General features: G+C 63.7%; 19 protein-coding genes. 13 read left to right on the forward strand and 6 right to left on the reverse strand.

From position 1 onward, the window contains the following. Positions 1 to 2: 2 nt before the first annotated feature. From C8J42_RS09970 to C8J42_RS10000, 7 genes are all read left to right on the forward strand, one after another. On the forward strand, positions 3 to 698 hold the full coding sequence (locus tag C8J42_RS09970; RefSeq protein WP_133019866.1) for a PIG-L family deacetylase: 696 nt from the start codon (positions 3 to 5) through the stop codon (positions 696 to 698). A 51-nt stretch (positions 699 to 749) separates the two neighbouring features. Further along, complete coding sequence (locus tag C8J42_RS09975) at positions 750 to 1679, forward strand: galactosyltransferase-related protein (protein ID WP_133019867.1); 930 nt, start codon at positions 750 to 752, stop codon at positions 1677 to 1679. Then, the gene (locus C8J42_RS09980) at positions 1676 to 2749 is read left to right on the forward strand and encodes a glycosyltransferase (RefSeq protein ID WP_133019868.1); all 1074 of its coding nucleotides are present in this window, start codon (positions 1676 to 1678) and stop codon (positions 2747 to 2749) included. Before C8J42_RS09975 ends, C8J42_RS09980 begins: the two co-directional genes overlap by 4 nt. After that, positions 2746 to 3678 carry a polysaccharide pyruvyl transferase family protein gene (locus C8J42_RS09985; RefSeq protein WP_133019869.1) on the forward strand — a complete coding sequence of 311 codons (933 nt, stop codon included), beginning with the start codon at positions 2746 to 2748 and terminating at the stop codon, positions 3676 to 3678. Before C8J42_RS09980 ends, C8J42_RS09985 begins: the two co-directional genes overlap by 4 nt. Beyond that, entirely contained in the window at positions 3675 to 4598 is a 924-nt protein-coding gene (locus C8J42_RS09990; protein WP_133019870.1) for a glycosyltransferase family 2 protein, read from the forward strand. The genes C8J42_RS09985 and C8J42_RS09990 overlap by 4 nt, the downstream gene beginning before the upstream one ends. A 69-nt stretch (positions 4599 to 4667) precedes the next feature. Next, positions 4668 to 4988 (forward strand): HNH endonuclease, encoded by a 321-nt coding sequence (locus C8J42_RS09995; RefSeq protein WP_133019998.1) that lies wholly within the window; start codon positions 4668 to 4670, stop codon positions 4986 to 4988. A 109-nt stretch (positions 4989 to 5097) separates the two neighbouring features. Further along, a complete protein-coding gene (locus C8J42_RS10000; protein WP_133019871.1) occupies positions 5098 to 5973 on the forward strand; it encodes an SDR family oxidoreductase in 876 nt (291 codons plus the stop codon). 38 nt (positions 5974 to 6011) lie between these two features. Here C8J42_RS10000 and C8J42_RS10005 read toward each other — a convergent pair whose 3' ends face one another. Genes C8J42_RS10005 through C8J42_RS10015 form a run of 3 tightly spaced genes read right to left on the reverse strand, consistent with a single transcriptional unit; the run spans position 6012 to position 8076 of the window. After that, complete coding sequence (locus tag C8J42_RS10005; protein ID WP_133019872.1) at positions 6012 to 6773, reverse strand: sterol desaturase family protein; 762 nt, start codon at positions 6771 to 6773, stop codon at positions 6012 to 6014. Next, the gene (locus C8J42_RS10010) at positions 6770 to 7498 is read right to left on the reverse strand and encodes a fatty acid desaturase (protein WP_243644250.1); all 729 of its coding nucleotides are present in this window, start codon (positions 7496 to 7498) and stop codon (positions 6770 to 6772) included. The genes C8J42_RS10005 and C8J42_RS10010 overlap by 4 nt, the downstream gene beginning before the upstream one ends. A gap of 50 nt (positions 7499 to 7548) precedes the next feature. Then, entirely contained in the window at positions 7549 to 8076 is a 528-nt protein-coding gene (locus tag C8J42_RS10015) for a sterol desaturase family protein (protein ID WP_133020000.1), read from the reverse strand. Between the two features lie 305 nt (positions 8077 to 8381). Between C8J42_RS10015 and C8J42_RS10020 the strand changes: the two genes are divergently transcribed. Next, a complete protein-coding gene (locus C8J42_RS10020) occupies positions 8382 to 9239 on the forward strand; it encodes a phosphatase PAP2 family protein (protein WP_165895470.1) in 858 nt (285 codons plus the stop codon). Here the strand turns inward: C8J42_RS10020 and C8J42_RS10025 are convergent. Both C8J42_RS10025 and C8J42_RS10030 read right to left on the reverse strand, forming a co-directional pair. Beyond that, on the reverse strand, positions 9187 to 10494 hold the full coding sequence (locus tag C8J42_RS10025) for a glycosyltransferase (RefSeq protein WP_243644252.1): 1308 nt from the start codon (positions 10492 to 10494) through the stop codon (positions 9187 to 9189). The genes C8J42_RS10020 and C8J42_RS10025 overlap by 53 nt on opposite strands. A 266-nt stretch (positions 10495 to 10760) precedes the next feature. Then, entirely contained in the window at positions 10761 to 12572 is a 1812-nt protein-coding gene (locus C8J42_RS10030) for a DUF885 domain-containing protein (RefSeq protein ID WP_133020002.1), read from the reverse strand. 401 nt (positions 12573 to 12973) lie between these two features. Here C8J42_RS10030 and C8J42_RS10035 point away from each other — a divergent pair, with 401 nt between their 5' ends. From C8J42_RS10035 to C8J42_RS10045, 3 genes are all read left to right on the forward strand, one after another. Beyond that, the gene (locus C8J42_RS10035) at positions 12974 to 13846 is read left to right on the forward strand and encodes an alpha/beta hydrolase (protein ID WP_243644286.1); all 873 of its coding nucleotides are present in this window, start codon (positions 12974 to 12976) and stop codon (positions 13844 to 13846) included. A gap of 88 nt (positions 13847 to 13934) precedes the next feature. Next, positions 13935 to 14129, forward strand: coding sequence for a hypothetical protein (locus tag C8J42_RS10040; RefSeq protein WP_133019875.1), 195 nt, complete (start codon positions 13935 to 13937; stop codon positions 14127 to 14129). Further along, positions 14129 to 15022 (forward strand): alpha/beta hydrolase, encoded by an 894-nt coding sequence (locus C8J42_RS10045; protein ID WP_133019876.1) that lies wholly within the window; start codon positions 14129 to 14131, stop codon positions 15020 to 15022. Before C8J42_RS10040 ends, C8J42_RS10045 begins: the two co-directional genes overlap by 1 nt. 164 nt (positions 15023 to 15186) lie before the next feature. Here C8J42_RS10045 and C8J42_RS10050 read toward each other — a convergent pair whose 3' ends face one another. Continuing rightward, positions 15187 to 15912 carry an SDR family oxidoreductase gene (locus tag C8J42_RS10050; protein WP_133019877.1) on the reverse strand — a complete coding sequence of 242 codons (726 nt, stop codon included), beginning with the start codon at positions 15910 to 15912 and terminating at the stop codon, positions 15187 to 15189. Positions 15913 to 16064: 152 nt separating this feature from the next. Between C8J42_RS10050 and C8J42_RS10055 the strand changes: the two genes are divergently transcribed. Beyond that, a complete protein-coding gene (locus C8J42_RS10055; RefSeq protein WP_133020003.1) occupies positions 16065 to 16961 on the forward strand; it encodes an AraC family transcriptional regulator in 897 nt (298 codons plus the stop codon). Between the two features lie 238 nt (positions 16962 to 17199). Further along, complete coding sequence (locus tag C8J42_RS10060; protein ID WP_133019878.1) at positions 17200 to 17532, forward strand: hypothetical protein; 333 nt, start codon at positions 17200 to 17202, stop codon at positions 17530 to 17532. The last annotated feature ends 2 nt before the right edge of the window (positions 17533 to 17534 follow it).

A 17534-nucleotide genomic window follows, 5' to 3' on the forward strand; every position in this document is an offset into this window, starting at 1 on the left:
CGGTGAAGCTGCTCGCGATATCGCCGCATCTCGACGATGCCGCCTTCTCCGCCGGCGGGCTGCTGGCGTCGCGCGTCGATCAGGGCTGGGACGTCACGGTGGCGACCTGCTTCACCGGCAACGTCGCGCAACCAACTGGGTTCGCGCTCGCGTGCCAGGTCGACAAGGGTCTGGGCGCCGAGATCGACTATATGGCGCTGCGCCGTGCCGAGGATCTCGCGGCATGCGAAGCGCTTGGCGCGCGCGCGACGCATTTGCCGTTCCTGGAGGCGCCGCACCGTGGTTACGTATCCGCAAAAATGCTGTTCGCGGCACGCTTGCCCGACGACCGGATCGTCGACGATGTCGCGGCGGCGCTGGCTGAGCTTCTCGCGGCGGAACGGCCTGATCTCGTCCTCGGGCCAGTGTGCCTCGGCAACCATGTCGACCATCACGTCGTTCTGGAGGCGATCCGACGATCCTGTGCCGATCATACCGTATTGCTGTGGGAAGACTGGCCTTATGCCGATCGCGAAGACCGCGTTGCCGCCATGCCCGCGGTGATCGAACACCTAACGCCAGAGACACGCGCACGTCGGATCGCCGCCTGTGCCGCGTACAGGTCGCAACTCGGCTTTCAATTTGGCGGGGTCGAAGCGATGACGGAGCGAACCGAGCGGATCGCTGAGGAACGTTTCTACCCCCTCCAAGCGTTCTGACCGACCGGCCACCACCGCCGCGCGTCCCCAATTCCAAGCAGAGCCATTATCATGACCGAAGTTTCCGTCGTCACCCTGGGCAAGGGGCGTCCCGACCATCTCGTCAACGTTGTCCGCGGGCTGATGCGCCAGACGCTGATGCCGAGCGAACTGATCGTCGCGGTGATGCAGGACGATCTGTACGACCTGCCCGAGGCGCCGTTCCCAATCCGCCAGATGCAGGTCGTCGCCGACGCCCTTCCGCTCGCCTCTGCGCGTAACGTCGCGGCCCGCGCGGCGACCGGCGACGTCATCGTCTTTCTCGACATGGACTGCATCCCGACGCCCACGCTGCTCGCCGATTATGCGGGGTTCCTCGACACGTTCGACGGGCTGCTGATGGGCGAGGTCCTGTACCTGCCGGGTGGCGCGACCGATGGCGACTGGCAGTATGACCGGTTCGCCGAGATCGCGGTAAAGCATTCGGACCGTCGCGGTCCGCCGCCGCAGGGCATCGAGATCTGCACCGACTATCGCTGTTTCTGGTCGCTCAACTTCGCGATGCGGCGGACGACGTTCCTCAATCTCGGCGGCTTCGACGAGCGCTATGTTGGCTATGGCGGCGAGGATACCGATTTCGGCAAGGCGCTCGACGAGGCCGGCGTGCAGATCGCGTGGATCAAGGGCGGTCTGGCCTATCACCAATATCATCCGCACCACATGCCGCCGGTGCACCATCTCGACAGCGTCGTGCGCAACGCCGAGCTGTTCGAGACCAAATGGGGCTATCGGACGATGGGCCATTGGCTCCAGGCCTTCCGCCTGATGGGCTTGATCGACCCCACCCCGGGTCGGCCGATCCGCATCCTGCGCCGCCCCGACGCCGCCGATCTCGCGCTGACCGGGCAGCAGAGCCACCAGCCCTATGCCAATACCGCGACCGTCATTCGCCTGCTCGAAGACCGGCTGGCGGCGACCGAGAGAACTGCGGCGGCCGAATGAGGATCGCGGTCCTCTGCCATGTCCGCCAGCCGATCGCCCAACCCTTTGCTGGCGGGATGGAGTCGCAATGCTGGCATCTGGCGGCCGGTCTCCAGGCGCGCGGCCACGACGTCGTGCTGTTCGCCTCGGGGGACAGCGACCCACGCTTCACGATCGATGCGGTGATCCCGGAGCATTACGAACGCACCTTTCCGGGGGCCGAGCACCGTGGCTTCGCGCCGCTGATTGCGCATCTCGACGACGGCTACGCCGCCGCCTGCGACCGGATCGCCGCCGGTAATTTCGACGTGGTGCACAATAACAGCCTGCATCGCTTCCCACTCGAGCCGGCGCGGACCGCTGTGGTCCCGACCGTCACCTCCTTGCACGTCCCGCCCTACGATGCGCTTCGCTGGTTCGTGCACGCCAGCGTCACGCCGACCCACCGCCTGACCGCGACCTCGGCCCACCAGCTTGCCGCCTGGTGGCCCGACGGCCCGCCACGCGAAGCCTCGGTATTGCATAACGGTATCGACCTCGACGCATGGCCGTTCGTCGCGCGAGGCGATGGCAGCGCGGTCTGGTGCGGAAGAATGACGCCGGACAAGGCGCCGCATCTGGCAGCGCAGGCGGCCCGGATAGCCGGCGTCCCGCTCACGCTATTGGGACCGATCGAGGATCGCGACTATTGGGACGCCAACGTGGCGCCGCTGTTGGACGGCAGCATACGATATGGCGGGCATCAGGATGCAGCGGCACTGGCATCGGAGATGGGGCGTGCTTCGGTGTTCGTGTTCACGCCATGCTGGGACGAACCGTTCGGCTTGGTCGCGGTCGAGGCGATGGCATGCGGCCTGCCCGTGGCGGCATTCGACCGCGGCGCGTTACGCGAAGTTATCGGCGAGACAGGGTACTTCGCACCGCCCGGTGACGTTTCCGCACTCGCTGACGCCATCACGAGAGCCATCCAACGTCCCCGAGGCGCGCAGCGTGATCGGGTTGAGACGGCCTTCACCCGCGATCGGTGGCTCGATCGATGCGAGGGCCTCTACCGTGACGTGATCGATCACGAACACGGGCGGGTCGCATGACGAACAGCAATCATTTGGGAGAGCAGCGCGCGTTGCTCAACGCATTATACCGGACGCATGTCGGGCTTGGTTCTCGCTATGCGCTGGTCGACTTTCCGGACCATGCGAACGTCGGCGACAGCGCGATCTGGCTCGGTGAACTCGCCATGCTGCGAGAGGTGACGGGGCGCGATCCGTGCTACGTTTCGACCTGGCACGACTTCGATCTCGATGCCTTTCGTAGCGCCTGCCCCAACGGCGTGCTGTTCCTGCATGGCGGCGGAAACCTCGGCGACATCTGGCCGCACCACCAGCGGTTCCGCGAGGACATCCTGGCAAGGGTCCGCGATCGACCGGTCGTTCAGCTACCGCAGTCGATCCATTTTCGCGTGCCTTCCGAGGTCGATCGGTTCGCCGCGCTCGTCGCCGACCATCCGGATTTCGTCCTGTACGTCCGCGATACGCGCAGCTTGGACTTCGCACGCAAGCATCTGACCTGCCCGGCACACCTCGCCCCGGACTCGGCGTATGCGCTCGGCGAGCAATCGCGCGAGACTGCGCAATGCGATGTGCTGATGCTGATGCGCACCGACGACGAGCGGCAAGGCTATGCGATACCGTCGGCCGATCCAGCGACCGTCGTCGACTGGCTGGAAGATGACGCCGATCTGCCGGTCGGGGTCGGCGCCAAGGCACGCGAAGCTCAAACCGTCGCACGCGTCGACCGTGGGCTACGGTTGCTTGCACGAGGGCGGGTCATCGTGACGGACCGGCTGCATGGTCACATCCTCGCCGACCTCCTGGGAATTCCGCACGTCGTTCTCGACAATGACTACGGCAAGATCGCCGCGTATCTCGACGCTTGGCCTGCCCCGGACGCGATCGTGACGAGAGCCTCGACGATCGGCCACGCCATGGTCCTTGCCAAGCAGCTCGTCGGCGCGCGGTGACTGCCGCCATCGACGTCAGCCTGCTCGTCTGCACGCGCAATCGCGCCGGCTCGCTGGCGGCTACGCTGGAGTCCGTGGAGCGTGCGGCGGCGTATGCCGGAAACACGACCGTGGAGGTCGTCCTGGTCGACAATGGTTCGGTCGACGACACGCCGCAGCGACTAACGGAATGGCGCTCGCGGCAGACTTTCCCGGTCCACCTCGTCCACGAACCGCGTCCCGGGCTCGCCCGCGCGCGTAACACCGGGCTTGCACGGTGCACCGGGCGCATCGTCGCGATGACGGACGACGACTGTGTCCTGCACCAAGACTATTTCGCCGCCGTCTGTGCCGCGTTCGAAAGGGCCAGCGGGCTGGCGATCATCGGCGGTCGCATCCTGCTCGGCAACCCGGCCGATTTGCCCGTCACGATCAAGCTCGAGGACCACCCGATGGTCGCACCGTCGCGCGGGTTTCCGGGCGGGTTCATCATGGGGGCAAATCTGGCGTTCACCGCGGATGTCCTGCGGTTGACGGGATGCTTCGACGAACGGTTCGGCGCCGGCGCGCCATTCGTGTCTGCCGAGGATACGGATTTCCTGTTTCGTGCAGCAGGCCTGGGCGTTGCGGTGCTCTACGACCCGCTGATGATCGTCGATCATCATCACGGACGCCGTGACATCGAGGACGAAACCCGGTTGCTGGCAGGCTACAGCTTCGGCGACGGCGCGCTGTACGCCAAGTATCTCGTCTCCGACCGACGCGCACTTCGCGCCATCGTCGAGGATATTCTTGCCGTTCGCTTCGACTGGACACGGCCCGTGAACACGCATGCCGGCATCAAGCGGTTCTACTGGTTCCGGCTGCGCCATAAAGCCCGGGGCTTTGCCTACTTCTGGTGGGTCGCCCTCCGGCGAAACATGTCACGTTTCATCCGATAAACCGCTGTACCTGCTGTTCTTTCGTCCACGATTCACCATATTCAAACCATGGGCGGACGTGTGAAGCGGATGGCAGGATTGTTGGAGGCAGAGGCGCGGACGATCGCTGTTGAAGACTCCGGACGTTGCGCACTGTGCGAACGACCCTTGGGCCGAAAGGTGGAATGGCATCACCGCATTCCGAAAAGCCAGGGTGGTACGGAGGTCGTTTCGGTTCATCCGATCTGTCACCGCATCATTCACGCCAGCGTCTCGAACCAGGATCTGGCGACGACGTTCGCGGACCTTGATGTCTTGAAAGCACGTCCGGATATCAGTCGCTTCCTGCGCTGGATCGCCGACAAGCCTGCCGACTTTCACGCCCCCACTCGCCGCGCCGATATCCGCTGAGTGCGCCGACCTCGACGGTAGATCGTCATCGGCAACGGTCTTTTATGTCGGCGGCACTTAACGATCGGAGGACCGTTCGTTCAGCGACCCGAACAGCAGGACGCTCTCCATGACCGATGATCCGCGCACCAGCCACCCGACGAGCTTTCCCGGTGAACCGCAGCAGCCCCGCCCCGGGCTCGTCGCCAACATGAAGACCAAGCCCGACCATGGCGAGGAGAGCTATGTCGGCAAGGGGCTTCTCAAGGGTAAGGTCGCGCTCATCACCGGCGGTGATTCCGGCATCGGCAAGGCGGTGGCTATCGCCTATGCACGTGAAGGCGCGGACGTCGCGATCTCGTACCTCGCCGTCGAGCAGGTGGATGCCGACGATACTCGCGCCTGGGTGGAAAAGGCTGGACAGCGATGCGTCTTGCTGCCGGGCGACATTCGCGACCGGGATCACTGCGTCACGCTGGTCGAGCGCACCGTCAGCGACCTTGGCGGGATCGATATATTGGTCAACAACGCCGCAGCGCAGACGATGAACGAGGATCTGGACAGCATCGACGATGACGAGATGCAAGGCGCGTTCGCGGCCAACGTGTTCGCGATGATCCGTCTGGCGAAGGCTGCGGCGCCGCATATGAAGCCGGGTTCGGCGATCGTGAACACGACCAGCGAGCAGGCCAAGGTCGCGACCAAGAGCATGATCGTCTACGCCGCGACCAAGGGCGCGATCTCCAGCCTGACGGTCGGGCTTTCAAACCTGCTTGTCGCGAAGGGCATCCGCGTCAACGCCGTGGCGCCGGGCCCGATCTGGACGCCGATCCAGCCCATCGCGAAGTCGCTGGAGGAACTAGAAAAACTCGGCCGGGATACGCCGCTCGGTCGCGCAGGACAGCCGGCCGAACTTGCTCCGGCGTATGTCCTTCTCGCGTCGTCGGAGGGGAGCTACATGACCGGTGCAGTGATCGCAGTCACCGGTGGTGTGCCGATCAACTGACGAACAAACGGGCGCTTCGGCGCCCGTTCATCGTCGGCCTAAGAGTTCGCCACTTCAACGCGCCGCGCCGCGCGCGCATGCTCTTTCGTGAAATCGCCGACACCGCGGTCGGTGTGGCACAACCGGTCCCAATGGCGGAAATACAGGCCATAGTTGCAGCCATAGAGTTCGTGGTGCCGCTGGTGGTGGCTGGCCGTGATCAGCCACCCGCCCAAGGGCCCCGACCACATGAAACGCGGGAAGATCTCCCATCCCATGTGGTTCGTGACTCCCATCACCGTCATGATCGTCAGCACGATGCCTAGACCGGCGATATGGATCGGAACGAAGAACACCAGCAGCGGAATGACCACCGCGCCGGTAAGCGCCTCGATCGGGTGAAACGCCATCGCGGCCCAGGCCGTCGGCGGGCGGCTGGCATGGTGCAGCGCGTGCGCCAGCTTGAACGGTTTCGGACGATGCATCCAGCGGTGCGTCCAGTAGAACCAGGCATCGTGCAGCAGCAGATACAGGAACACCGAAACCGGCAGGTACCAGAGCGGATGGGCGTGGATATCGGAATATACCTGCGTCCAGCCATGATGCTGCCATCCCCACGCGACGACGCCGGCCGGGATCCCGTAGAGCGCTGCGGACGCTAGGCTCCAGATGATCTCGCGACGGACCTGCGGGTCGAGCCCGAGGTAGAGCCCCGGATGTTTGCGTACCGTGATCCAGGCGAACGCGCCCGACACGAGGAGATAGCGAACGCCGACGATGACGGTCATCGCGACGGCGGAAAGGATGATGGCGAGCGTCATGCTTGGTCCTCGACGACTCTGCGATCGGCGGCTCGCCCGGCAAGAGCGCGGCGCCGCGAGGGAAGCCCCCACCACGGCGTTCCCGGCGAGAGATGGTGCTCGTGATGATAGCCGCCGAAGTGGAAGCAGGTCAGCAGCGATACTATCGGGCCCACGTCGATACTGTGCGCGCGGTGGGAGTCCGCGAAGGGAGTCTCGCGTTCCCGGTGCGGCAGCCACGTCCCGAACACGAACAACTGCGCCACCGCACCCAGGGCTGGCAATGCCCAGAAGATGACGATGTTGCCGAGCGGTGCCCCGAGCAGCAGCGTGTAGATCAGCGCCACCACGGTTATCCGGATAATCTGCCCGTGGGAATAATAGGTCTTGAAGAACTGCAGGAACCAGCCACCGAGACTTGGGTCGCCGCCGTGAAAATCAGGGTCCCCCGCTCTTCCTGTTTCCTTGTGATGCAGATGATGCTGCGGCAACAGTGATGCGTAAGACAGGCAGGCGTAGAGCGAAAGACAGGTCGCACCGATCGCCCAGTTCAACCGTGGTCGGTCGGGCGCCAGCGCGCCGTGCATTGAGTCATGCGCGACGATGAACAATCCGGTACTTAGCCAAGTCTGTACGATGACCATCACGATGGCCACCGGAGTTGTGTCCAGGCTCCAACGCCAGAAAAAGATGCCGATTATGTGGATCGCCAGCCACGCCACGACGATCGCCGCGGACAGCGACACGCCGACACGGGTCTGATGCCGCAGGGCCTCCGATTGGCGAACCGTTCCGCTCACTTCTTTGCATCTGCCGAGACGAGGTTTCCAGCTTTGTCAGGACGTACCGCTCGTCGCTGCGGATCGGCGTTCGCGCGTAGCTGTGCCTTCAGCACCGCAGGCTTCCGCGCGAACAAGAATCCGTGGCTGACGGTACCGTCCTTGCCCTCTACCGCATGGTGCAGGCGATGTGCCTGCAGCAGGCGCTTGAAATACCCTTGCTTGGGCACCCAGCGGAAGCCGCCGCGCTGATGCACCAGCATGTCGTGCACGAAAGCATAAATGCCGCCGTACACGGTGATGCCGAGCGCCGCCCACCACAACGGCTCCCACCAGAGCCCGACGACGAACAACACGATCGGCACGATCGCGAAGACGATTGCATACAGGTCGTTCTTTTCGAACCAACCGTCATGATCTTCGTGATGCGACTTGTGCCAGCCCCAGCCCCAGCCGTGCATGACATAGCGATGCGCTGCCCACGCGAAGCACTCCATGAACAACACCATGAAGACGACGATCGCGAGTTTCTCGAACCAGGTCACTTTGCGCGATCGCACGAATTGACGGTGGACGGGTGCAGCGAATTCAGCATGATGCACACATAACCGTTACCCGCCGGCTATGCGAGGGCGCTCCGCGACAAAATATCCCGAGCCGGTAGCGTCGAAGCCATTCTCTGCTCCGGACCACGTCGTCTTTGAACCGCGTGATGTCCATGTAATGTGGTCGAAATCGACCTGTCCGGGCACCGCAAGGTGGCACGCTGCGTTCGACCGGTATGACTGCCCTGTTGTTCCGCGCCGACCACCGAGAGACTCCCTCCTGGGTCTTGATCGGGGCCATGTTGATGAGCTTCCTCGTCGCCCAATATCATCACCGCTTCACCGCGGATCCGATCCGAGCGGCTCCCGCGATGGCAGCGGTGACGGCACTCGCCCTCGCACTCGCGATCGGCAAGTACACCGCGCGGCCGCGTCTCGTCGCCGGCGCGCGAGCGTTTCTCCAAATGACGCTGTTCACGGTGCTAGGCGTCGTTCTGGCGTATGCCCTGGCAGCAAATGCAGGACGGTTGTGGGATGCTCGCCTAGCCGCCGCCGATCGCGCGATCGGTTTCAACTGGCCAGTCGTGTTGGCGTTGCTCGACAAGTCCCCTCCTTTGATTTGGCTGCTTGGACTGGCGTATCATAGCCTCACCTTGCAGATGATCGTCGTCATCGTAGCGTTGAGCGGCATGGGGAAATTCGACACGCTGAGGACGATGGTCTGTGCCGCGATCCTGTCCGGTTTCGTCACGATCCTGATTTCGGGGCTCACTCCGGCGATGGGCAATCTGTTCGATCCATCGCGCTACGGGCATCTCTGGCCATCCATAGCTTGGCTTGAACAGGAGCTGATATCCGGGCTTCGAGATGGATCGCTACGCGTGCTCGATCTCACCATGCTCATGGGAATCGTCAGCTTTCCCAGTTTCCATGCGACGCTCGCCGCCATCTTCATATGGGCGTTCGGCGCGATGCCGCGTGTTGCCCTGCCGGGCCGGGCGTGGGCGATATTGACGATCATCGCGACGCCGGTCTTCGGCGGGCACTACGGGGTCGACGTCATCATGGGGCTGTTTCTCGCACCGCCTGCCATCATTGCAAGCCGCCACATCACGCGGCGCAGGCGGGCTCCCCATCTGATGAACTCAGCCCTGCCGGCATAGCGTCGACATCGTCGAAGAGGGCCGAATCGACCAGCGCCGCCGCCTCGGCAGCGCCCCCGGCCCCCGCAATTTCAGCGGCGAGCAAATTTGCCGCGTGGCGGTACGACGGATCCGACAGCACGAGCCGCAACGCCGCTTCGAGGCCGCCCTTGTCTGCTTCGGCGGGCGATACGATACGAGCCGCCCCGATCCGCTTCAGTCGCGCGGCCGTAGCGGGTTGTTCGAATGCCAGCGGTACCGCAACGATTGGAACGCCGGCGGCCAGTGCGTCCAGCACCGTGTTGAACCCGCCGTGCAAAATCGCCGCCGAACATTTTGGCAGGATGCGGGTCTGAGACCAGAATGCCCGCACCAGCGGCCTCCCGGGTAGCGAAGTGACTTCGGCCTCGCTCAGCCCGCCACCATGCGCGACCACCGCACGAGCGCCGACCGCGGCACAGGCAGCCGTCATCGCGGCGAACAACGATCGGCGCGCGCCCTGCAAAGACCCAAGCGAACAGAATATGAGGGGTCGGCCGTCGTCTTCCGGAAGATCGACGTAAGCTTCGTCCAGCCGCCACGGCGCGCCGTATCGGAAGCTCTGTGGCAATGCCGCGCGGGGGAAATCCAGACCTGCCGGGCATTGTGCGACGTGCAGGCGGTCCGACCATTGTTGCCTAGGGTCGGGGTCAAGCTTCCACCGGCGCGCATAGGACGACACGACTTTCGCGATCGGCCGCATCAGCAGGTCGCTGACGGCGTACCCACCATTGTTGCGACGAAGGCCTGCCGCAGTGGGACGATATTCCCACCCGAGAAACGGTGGCGGCACCATCGGCTCTCGGAGCAAGGGCAAGCCGGTGACGGCAGTCACGAACGGCAGCCGGAGATGTCGTGCCACCAGCGCACCGGCCGGCTCGACGGAGTCGGCGAGTACCGCATCCACCTCGAGCCTCGACAGTGCCGCCGGAAGAGCCTCCAATAGCAGCTCCGTCATGGACGCCGTGCCGCGGATCATCCTGGTCAGTCCGACAGGGCCCGATGGCTGCGCCAGCTTCCGGTAATATGCCGCCAACAAGCCTTGGCAGTCCGACGGGTGGTCAAGCGCCGCAAAACCGACACTGCCGTTGGGCACTAGCGAGACGACGTCGGCGAGATGGACTATCGTGACTCTACGCCCTGCTTCGACGAGCGATGTTCCCAATGCCACCAGCGGATTGATATGCCCGGCCGTTGGCGGCGCGATGATGGCGATATGCCGCCGATTGACCGTCAATGCCGTGGAGCTTTCCGTCGCCGTCTCGTTTGACCGCTTACTATCAGCATGCAGGCGACCAGCGATAGCTCGATTATGCAAGGTAACCCACTACGCTGGCTCCATTGATCGTAGTCAATGCGTGTTCAAATACAGGCGTTCTGACACTCGTCCCAGAACTCGCGTGCTGATCTGGCCTCACCAAATTCTGACCTTTGGACTGCTAACCAAGCGGCGAGGTTCGTCGATCCGCCCCTCGGCGCGTGGTAGCTCTATTGGCGTCGGCCTCAGGCCACCCCGATCCAGGCATCGACCTGTTCCGCCAGCACCCCGAGCGGCAGCGCGCCATGCGCCAGCACCACCTCATGAAAATCGCGAATGTCGAAGCGCGCACCCAATGCGGTCTCCGCCTTACGCCGGAGCGCCGATATACGCTGCTGACCGACCATGTAGCTCGTCGCCTGGCCGGGGTTGTTGATGTAGCGGTCGACCTCCTTGACCACGTCGCGTGCCGAAAGTGGCGCATTCTGGGTGAAATAGGCGACCGCCTGATCGCGGCTCCAACGCTTGGCATGCATGCCCGTGTCGAGCACCAGGCGACACGCGCGCCACACTTGCAACGCCAGCATCCCCAGTTCCGAATAGGGATTTCGATAGGCGCCCATCTCCTTGGCGAGCCGTTCCGAGTACAGCCCCCAGCCTTCGGTATACGCGCCATAATAGCCGAAGCGGCGGAACTTCGGCACGCCCGTCAGCTCCTGTGCGCGAGCAATCTGGAAGTGATGCCCCGGTGCGCCTTCGTGATGGGCGATCCCCTCGACCTGCGTCTTCTGCACCTGCGGCATGTCCGCAAGATTGACGTAGAAGGTGCCGGGCCGCGAGCCATCCGGGGCGGGCTGATCGTAGAACGCCACGGCGGCAGTTTCCTGACGCCACGTCTCGACCGCGCGTACCTCCAGCGGCGCCTTCGGCAGTCGGCGAAAGAAGCGAGGTGCGGCGGCCATGGTCTGGGCGATCGCGGCACGTGCGTCGGTGAGATAGAGTTGACGGCCGGCATCGGTGTTGGGGTATTTGAACTTCGGATCTGACCGCAGCGCCGCGAAGAGATCCTGCAACGATCCGGTGAAGCCCGCCCGTTTCATGACCGCCGTCATCTCGGCGTGGATCGATCGTACCTGATCCAGCCCCAGTTGGTGAATCTGCTCCGCTGTCATGTCGGTGGTCGTGTAATAGGCGAGCCGCGCTTGATAATAGGCCCCACCGCCCGGCAGGCTCCACGCGCCGTCATTGCCCTTGGCGAGTGGCTCGATCTCGTCGAGCGCGGCAAAGAGTATGTCGAAGCCTTGGCGGAACGGCCCCTTCAATGCCGCGACCGCATCCGCGATCAGCGCCGCCTTGATGCTCTCGGACACGCCAAGCTTGCCGACCTTCGCCTTGAAATCGGCGAGCAGGCTGCTGTCCGCGCCACTATCGAACGGCGCTCCGGTGATAACTTGGCGGGCATCGCCACGGGCAGGCGTGAAAACCATCTTTGGCGGCACGATACCCTTGGCCGCCTGTTTGCGCATGGTTGCGGCGACCTCGCGCATGACGCGCAGGGAATCACGCAACCGCGCCACATAGGCGTGAGCGTCGGATACCGTGGCGATGCGGTGCTGGTTGATGAGGAAAACCGGGATGTTGCCAGCCGGGCTGCCGTTCGTCGATACCGGGAAGGCATAGTCGCGGAACGCGAACTGGCGACGATCCGTGGCGACTTGCGCTTCGAACAATCGATAGCTCAGCCGGGCATCGGGCCCAAGCCGATCGACCGAGAAGCTACGTCGCAGGTCGGCGAGTTGCGCATCCTGCAAAGCTTGTGCGCGCCGTGCCGCAGCATCGGTATAATCGTCGAGCCTGTCGTAGTTAGTCTTCAGGCCAAGGCTGGTCTGTGTCTCGGGACTGAGCGCGACACTCGCATCGAACGCGGCATCGAGGAAGCGCAGGAGCCGGGCGTCGTCATCGGCGGTCCCGGTTGCCGCCATGGCAATCTGTGGGTCGATCAGCGGCAGAACGGCGCCCGCCAACAGCATTCCTACAAACGCGCGCTTGGTGAGCATCACAGGGCCTTTCTATCGGTTGCGGACCAGCGCTAGCCGCCACTTTGCATCACCGCAATGATCAACACTGCCGAATATTGGGAGCCGAACAGGAGACCGTTCGCAAAGCGCGATGACCTTGGGGGGAAATGTTCAGTAGACCTTTGATGCCTTCCAAGTCCTGCCATCTGGACGGCTCCCATGGCGGCGATCCAGTAATCCCGGGCACTCTAACTTTCGCTAGTATTCAAGGTAGACAGGTTACCGGGGAAACCTGTTCAGAATTTATTGTACTATGGTAACGCTATCGATATCGCCGCTGAAAGAACGATAAAAATGGGAGAGCGACTATGGGATTCGGGTTCCGCATGAACGCCGTTCGTCGATGGGTGGGACACCCGCTTCTGTGCCTGTCCAGCCTGATGATTGCCTCGACCACGCCGGCACTGGCACAGACCGACAAAATGGCGTCTATCGCCACTCCGGCGCAGCCCGACGCCATCGCGCTTGGTACCGGTAAACTCCCGGGGGCGACCGCCCCTGAAGCGTGGCACAGCCAATATGGCAGCGTGTTCGCCCGCAACGTCACCGTCGCGACCCTAACCCCCTTCCTGCCGGATCCCGCCAAGGCCACCGGAACGGCGGTGATCGTCGCACCGGGCGGTGGATTCCAGACGCTGTCGATGCAGAACGAAGGCTGGGACGTGGCGCGTGCACTTGCCGCCAGAGGCGTCGCTGCCTTCGTCCTGAAGTATCGCCTGAACCCGACACCGCAGGACCTTGGAACATTCGCGCGACGGGTGCCGCAGGGTATGCGCCCGCCACGTCCGAACGCCGCTGCGATGATGGCGGGCCTTGCGCCCCAGATCGCGGATGCGAGAGCGGCGTTCGCCACGGTCCGCAAGCGTGCGGGCGAATGGCATGTCGACCCCAGCCGCATCGGCATGGTCGGATTTTCCGCAGGTGCGATGCTGACGATGGCGACAACCGTCGCCGGGCAGGACGCGAAGCCGGCCTTTGTCGGGAACATCTACGGTCCGCTCGCCGCGATGACGGTGCCGGCCGACGCACCCCCGATGTTCGTTGCGCTCGCGGCGGACGATCCCTTCTTCGGCAATGGCGGCTATGGGCTGATCGACAGCTGGCGTGCGGCCAAGCGCCCGGTCGAGTTCCACCTGTTCGAACAGGGCGGTCACGGCTTCGGCATGTACCCGAAGACCACCACGAGCACGGGCTGGTTCGACGAATTCACGCGCTGGATGGCGATGCACGGCTGGCTGAAACCGGCGCAGTAAGCTCCCCCTCACGAGTTTTACGACGTTTCCGCCGGAAAGCTGCGCAACCAAGCGCGCCACCGGCCATGATATTCGACAGGAGAGACGTGTGTCCCGCAAGAGTATCGCCACCGCCCTCGCTTCCGTAAGCCTCTGTGCATTCTCCAGCGCAACATACGCGCAATCGCTAACGGTTAGCCCCGCCGAAACGCTCGAGGCGCAGGGGTTGAGCGTCATCGTCGACCAGAACCAGTCAAGCCCGATCCGCTTCGCGGCGATGGCCGCGACCGCGGAGGTGAAGTGATGCGCACCCTTTTCATCGCTATTGCCCTGCTGGCCTCCGCTACCGTCGCAACCGCATCATTGGCTGGACAGGATCCGCCGCCGGAGCAGCCGCCCCGCTACACCGCGATCAAGCTCTGGCCCAACGGAGCGCCCGGGTCGGCGGCACGCCGCGGCGAGGCCGAGATCGGCCGCGACTATTGGGTCCGTAACATCCACGATCCGTCGCTGCTCGCCTTTCCCGCCGACGTAGCGAACCGCAACGGAGCCGCGATCGTGATCATGCCCGGCGGTGGGCACAAATTACTCGTATGGACGAACGAGGGCACGAAGGTCGCGACCGCGCTGAACCGCATGGGGGTGACTGCGTTCGTGCTCAAATATCGCCTCGCGAACGAGCCCGGCTCGAAATATTCGGTCGAAGGCGATGCTGCGGACGACGCGCGGCGCGCGATGCGGTGGGTCCGCGCGCATGCCGTAGACTATGGCATCGATCCGTCGCGCGTCGGTGCGATGGGCTTTTCGGCAGGCGGCGAACTCGTGTCGCTGATCGCGGACAATCCCGAGCCTGCCCGACGTCGACCCGCCGATCCGATCGACCGTCAGTCCGCTCGCCCCGATTTCCAGGTGTTGGTCTTCCCCGGACCGCGAGGCATCCCAGCGACCGCCATCGCCAACGCGCCCCCAGCGTTCCTCATCGCCGGCAGCCGCGATCCCTGCTGCGCAGCACCGACGGTCACGCTCTACGAACAGTTGCGCAAGAGTGGCGTATCGGCGGAACTTCACATGTATGCCGACAGTGGTCACGCGTTCAATCTGGACGAGTCGAACCGGATCTCAATCCTGCACTGGCCGGATCGCCTGCAAGATTGGCTAGCGGATGGCGGCTGGCTTTCGCCCCGACCTGCGAAATGAGGCACGGATAATTTCTTTTTTGGGGCCGATCATCCTGGGCGACGATCCGCGTTGTTCAATCCGGACTGGCATTGGTGGTCTCGCTGACCCATTGACGAGACTGTCGTCCACCTGACCAGTCCGGGGGACAGAAAGTCCGCCCGGACTGAGTTTCGCACAGCCGCCTACATGCTGGCCGCGGTCGGGCGGACGATGACCTCATTGACGTCCACTCCCTCGGGTTGCTCCAGTGCGTAGCGGATCGCGCGTGCGATCGCGTCGGGAGTCAGCGACTTTTGCCGCCATGTGGTCAATGCAGTGGCAATATCCGGGTCGGTGATGTCGTTGCCCAGTTCGGTTGCTACGACCCCAGGTGAAATGATCGTCGTGCGGATGTCGTCATGCTCCTGGCGCAATCCTTCGGTGATCGCCCAGACCGCGTATTTGGTGGCGCAGTAAACGGCGGCGCTCGGCATCACGAAATGCGCGGCGATCGATGCGACGTTGACGACGTGGCCCGCCTTCTGCGCGATGAACCGCGGCAGCACGGCAGCGATCCCGTTCAGCACGCCGTGGACGTTGACGTCGATCATCCGCGTCCACTCGTCCTGCTTCAGCGCGGCGAGGGGTGACAGCGGCATCACGCCGGCATTGTTGATCAGCACGTCCACGCGCCCGAACCGCGCTTCAGCCGAATCGGCGAACGCGGCGAAGCTTGCCGCGTCGGTCACGTCCAGCACCTGCCACGCGACATTCGTGCCGAGTTCCGCCGCCAGCGCTTCGAGGCGCTCGGTCCTGCGCGCACCGATGAAAAGGCGCGCGCCCTTGGCCGCCAGTTCGCGCACGGTGGCCTCGCCGATACCGCTTGAGGCCCCGCTGATCAGCACTGTCTTGTCGATGACGTCGTTCATGATGGTTCCTTTCGTGTCGCCTTGAAGGCTGGACACAGATGGAACCGGATTGCCGACCAGCGTGAGACCGATCCCCCGCAATCCTTGCACGATCCTCCAAAACGACCTCACCTCCGCTTGTGACAATGGCTGGCAGCGGACACAGTCCCATGATGAGTACGATCGCAGACCTCGCCACGCAGGTTGCGCGCCATGTCCCGAGAACCGGCATGGTCAGCACGCCAATCCATCGACTGTCGCTGTTCCGGGCCGATGAGCCGACCGTGCCCCTGCCCGCCGTGTATGACGCGTCGCTTTGCATAATTGCCCAAGGCGCCAAGCGAGTCTCGCTCGGCGGACAGAGCCTGCTCTACGATGCCGCGCATTATTTGCTGGTCTCGGTCGACCTGCCGCTCGTCGGACACGTCGTACAGGCGGATCGTGACGCGCCGTACCTCTGCTGTAAGATCGACATCGACCAGTCCGTGCTGGCGGACCTCATTCTGGCGGAAGGCGGCCGGGCGCCGAAAGCCGATCTGCCGGCGCTCGCGGTCTATCGCAGCGACGACGATCTGGTCGACGCGGCGTGCCGACTGATGCGACTGCTGGATCGGCCGGACAGCATCGCTGCGCTAGCGCCGCTGATCGAACGGGAGATCCTGTACCGTTTGCTCGCGGGTCCCCACGGGGCTGCACTTCGCTACATGGCAGTGGCCGACAGCCACCTCAATCAGGTCAGCCGCGCTATCGCGACGATCCGCACCGGGTTCGATCGGCCGCTCCGCATCGGGGACATCGCCACCGCCGCCGGTATGAGCCCGTCGTCACTCCACGAACACTTCAAGGCGGTGACGAAAATGACGCCGTTGGCGTATCAAAAACAATTGCGACTACAGGAGGCACGACGCCTGATGCTGTCAGGGAACACGACGGCAAGCGGCGCAGGTTTTGCCGTGGGCTATGAAAGCCCATCACAGTTCAACCGCGAATATGCACGGTTGTTCGGTGCCCCTCCGCGTCGTGACATCGAGCAACTCCAACTGAGCGGCAATCTACTGACGCCCGTGTAGCGACGCTCCACTGGTTCGGCGATTTCTACCCACTCGACAACGACGCCGATATCGGTTGCGGAAACGATGATCGCCGAACCGTTCCAGGTTCGAGGCGTCCGGCCAATCGCTAAGACTTTGCGGCAAAGCTATTCTCTTGTGGGCGGATCATCGTGCCTTCGATCTTGGCGGGACCGATGGCCTGCGCCTTTCGCTCCCCAGTCTCGAACGATACAGGTCAGGAACGGAGGAGACGAGCATGACCGCAAACACGATGAAGGTGGACGACCAAGCCAAGATCGACCTGTTCCAGGTTATCGCACCCATCGTAATACAGTATCTCGCTGCGAACTCCCCGGATCGAGCACTGATCGCAGATGACATCATCGACTTCTTTGCGCTGTCGATCGCCGCGGTGATCGAAAACGACACGGATCTGTCGACCCCGCAGCATCTGCGGAAGGCCAGTGAGGCAGCCGGGAAGCATATCGCGCACTGGGTCAGGCTTCTGAAGCTGGATCACGAACACCGCGGCATGTCGTTGCTGGCGATGACGATGGGTACGGTCGCGTCCGACGAGGCACAGCAATAGCC

Source organism: Sphingomonas sp. PP-CE-1A-559 (assembly GCF_004340965.1).
Taxonomy (GTDB): Bacteria; Pseudomonadota; Alphaproteobacteria; order Sphingomonadales; family Sphingomonadaceae; genus Sphingomonas.

Excerpts from the sequence above, each read along its gene's own strand:
- C8J42_RS10045 (WP_133019876.1), top strand. The coding sequence starts at position 14,129 with ATGCGCACCCTTTTCATCGCTATTGCCCTGCTGGCCTCCGCTACCGTC.
- C8J42_RS10055 (WP_133020003.1), top strand. The coding sequence starts at position 16,065 with ATGAGTACGATCGCAGACCTCGCCACGCAGGTTGCGCGCCATGTCCCG.
- C8J42_RS10035 (WP_243644286.1), top strand. The coding sequence starts at position 12,974 with ATGATTGCCTCGACCACGCCGGCACTGGCACAGACCGACAAAATGGCG.
- C8J42_RS10030 (WP_133020002.1), bottom strand. The coding sequence starts at position 12,572 with ATGCTCACCAAGCGCGCGTTTGTAGGAATGCTGTTGGCGGGCGCCGTT.
- C8J42_RS09980 (WP_133019868.1), top strand. The coding sequence starts at position 1,676 with ATGAGGATCGCGGTCCTCTGCCATGTCCGCCAGCCGATCGCCCAACCC.
- C8J42_RS09975 (WP_133019867.1), top strand. The coding sequence starts at position 750 with ATGACCGAAGTTTCCGTCGTCACCCTGGGCAAGGGGCGTCCCGACCAT.
- C8J42_RS10020 (WP_165895470.1), top strand. The coding sequence starts at position 8,382 with ATGAGCTTCCTCGTCGCCCAATATCATCACCGCTTCACCGCGGATCCG.
- C8J42_RS10050 (WP_133019877.1), bottom strand. The coding sequence starts at position 15,912 with ATGAACGACGTCATCGACAAGACAGTGCTGATCAGCGGGGCCTCAAGC.
- C8J42_RS10060 (WP_133019878.1), top strand. The coding sequence starts at position 17,200 with ATGACCGCAAACACGATGAAGGTGGACGACCAAGCCAAGATCGACCTG.
- C8J42_RS09995 (WP_133019998.1), top strand. The coding sequence starts at position 4,668 with ATGGCAGGATTGTTGGAGGCAGAGGCGCGGACGATCGCTGTTGAAGAC.
- C8J42_RS09985 (WP_133019869.1), top strand. The coding sequence starts at position 2,746 with ATGACGAACAGCAATCATTTGGGAGAGCAGCGCGCGTTGCTCAACGCA.
- C8J42_RS10000 (WP_133019871.1), top strand. The coding sequence starts at position 5,098 with ATGACCGATGATCCGCGCACCAGCCACCCGACGAGCTTTCCCGGTGAA.
- C8J42_RS10005 (WP_133019872.1), bottom strand. The coding sequence starts at position 6,773 with ATGACGCTCGCCATCATCCTTTCCGCCGTCGCGATGACCGTCATCGTC.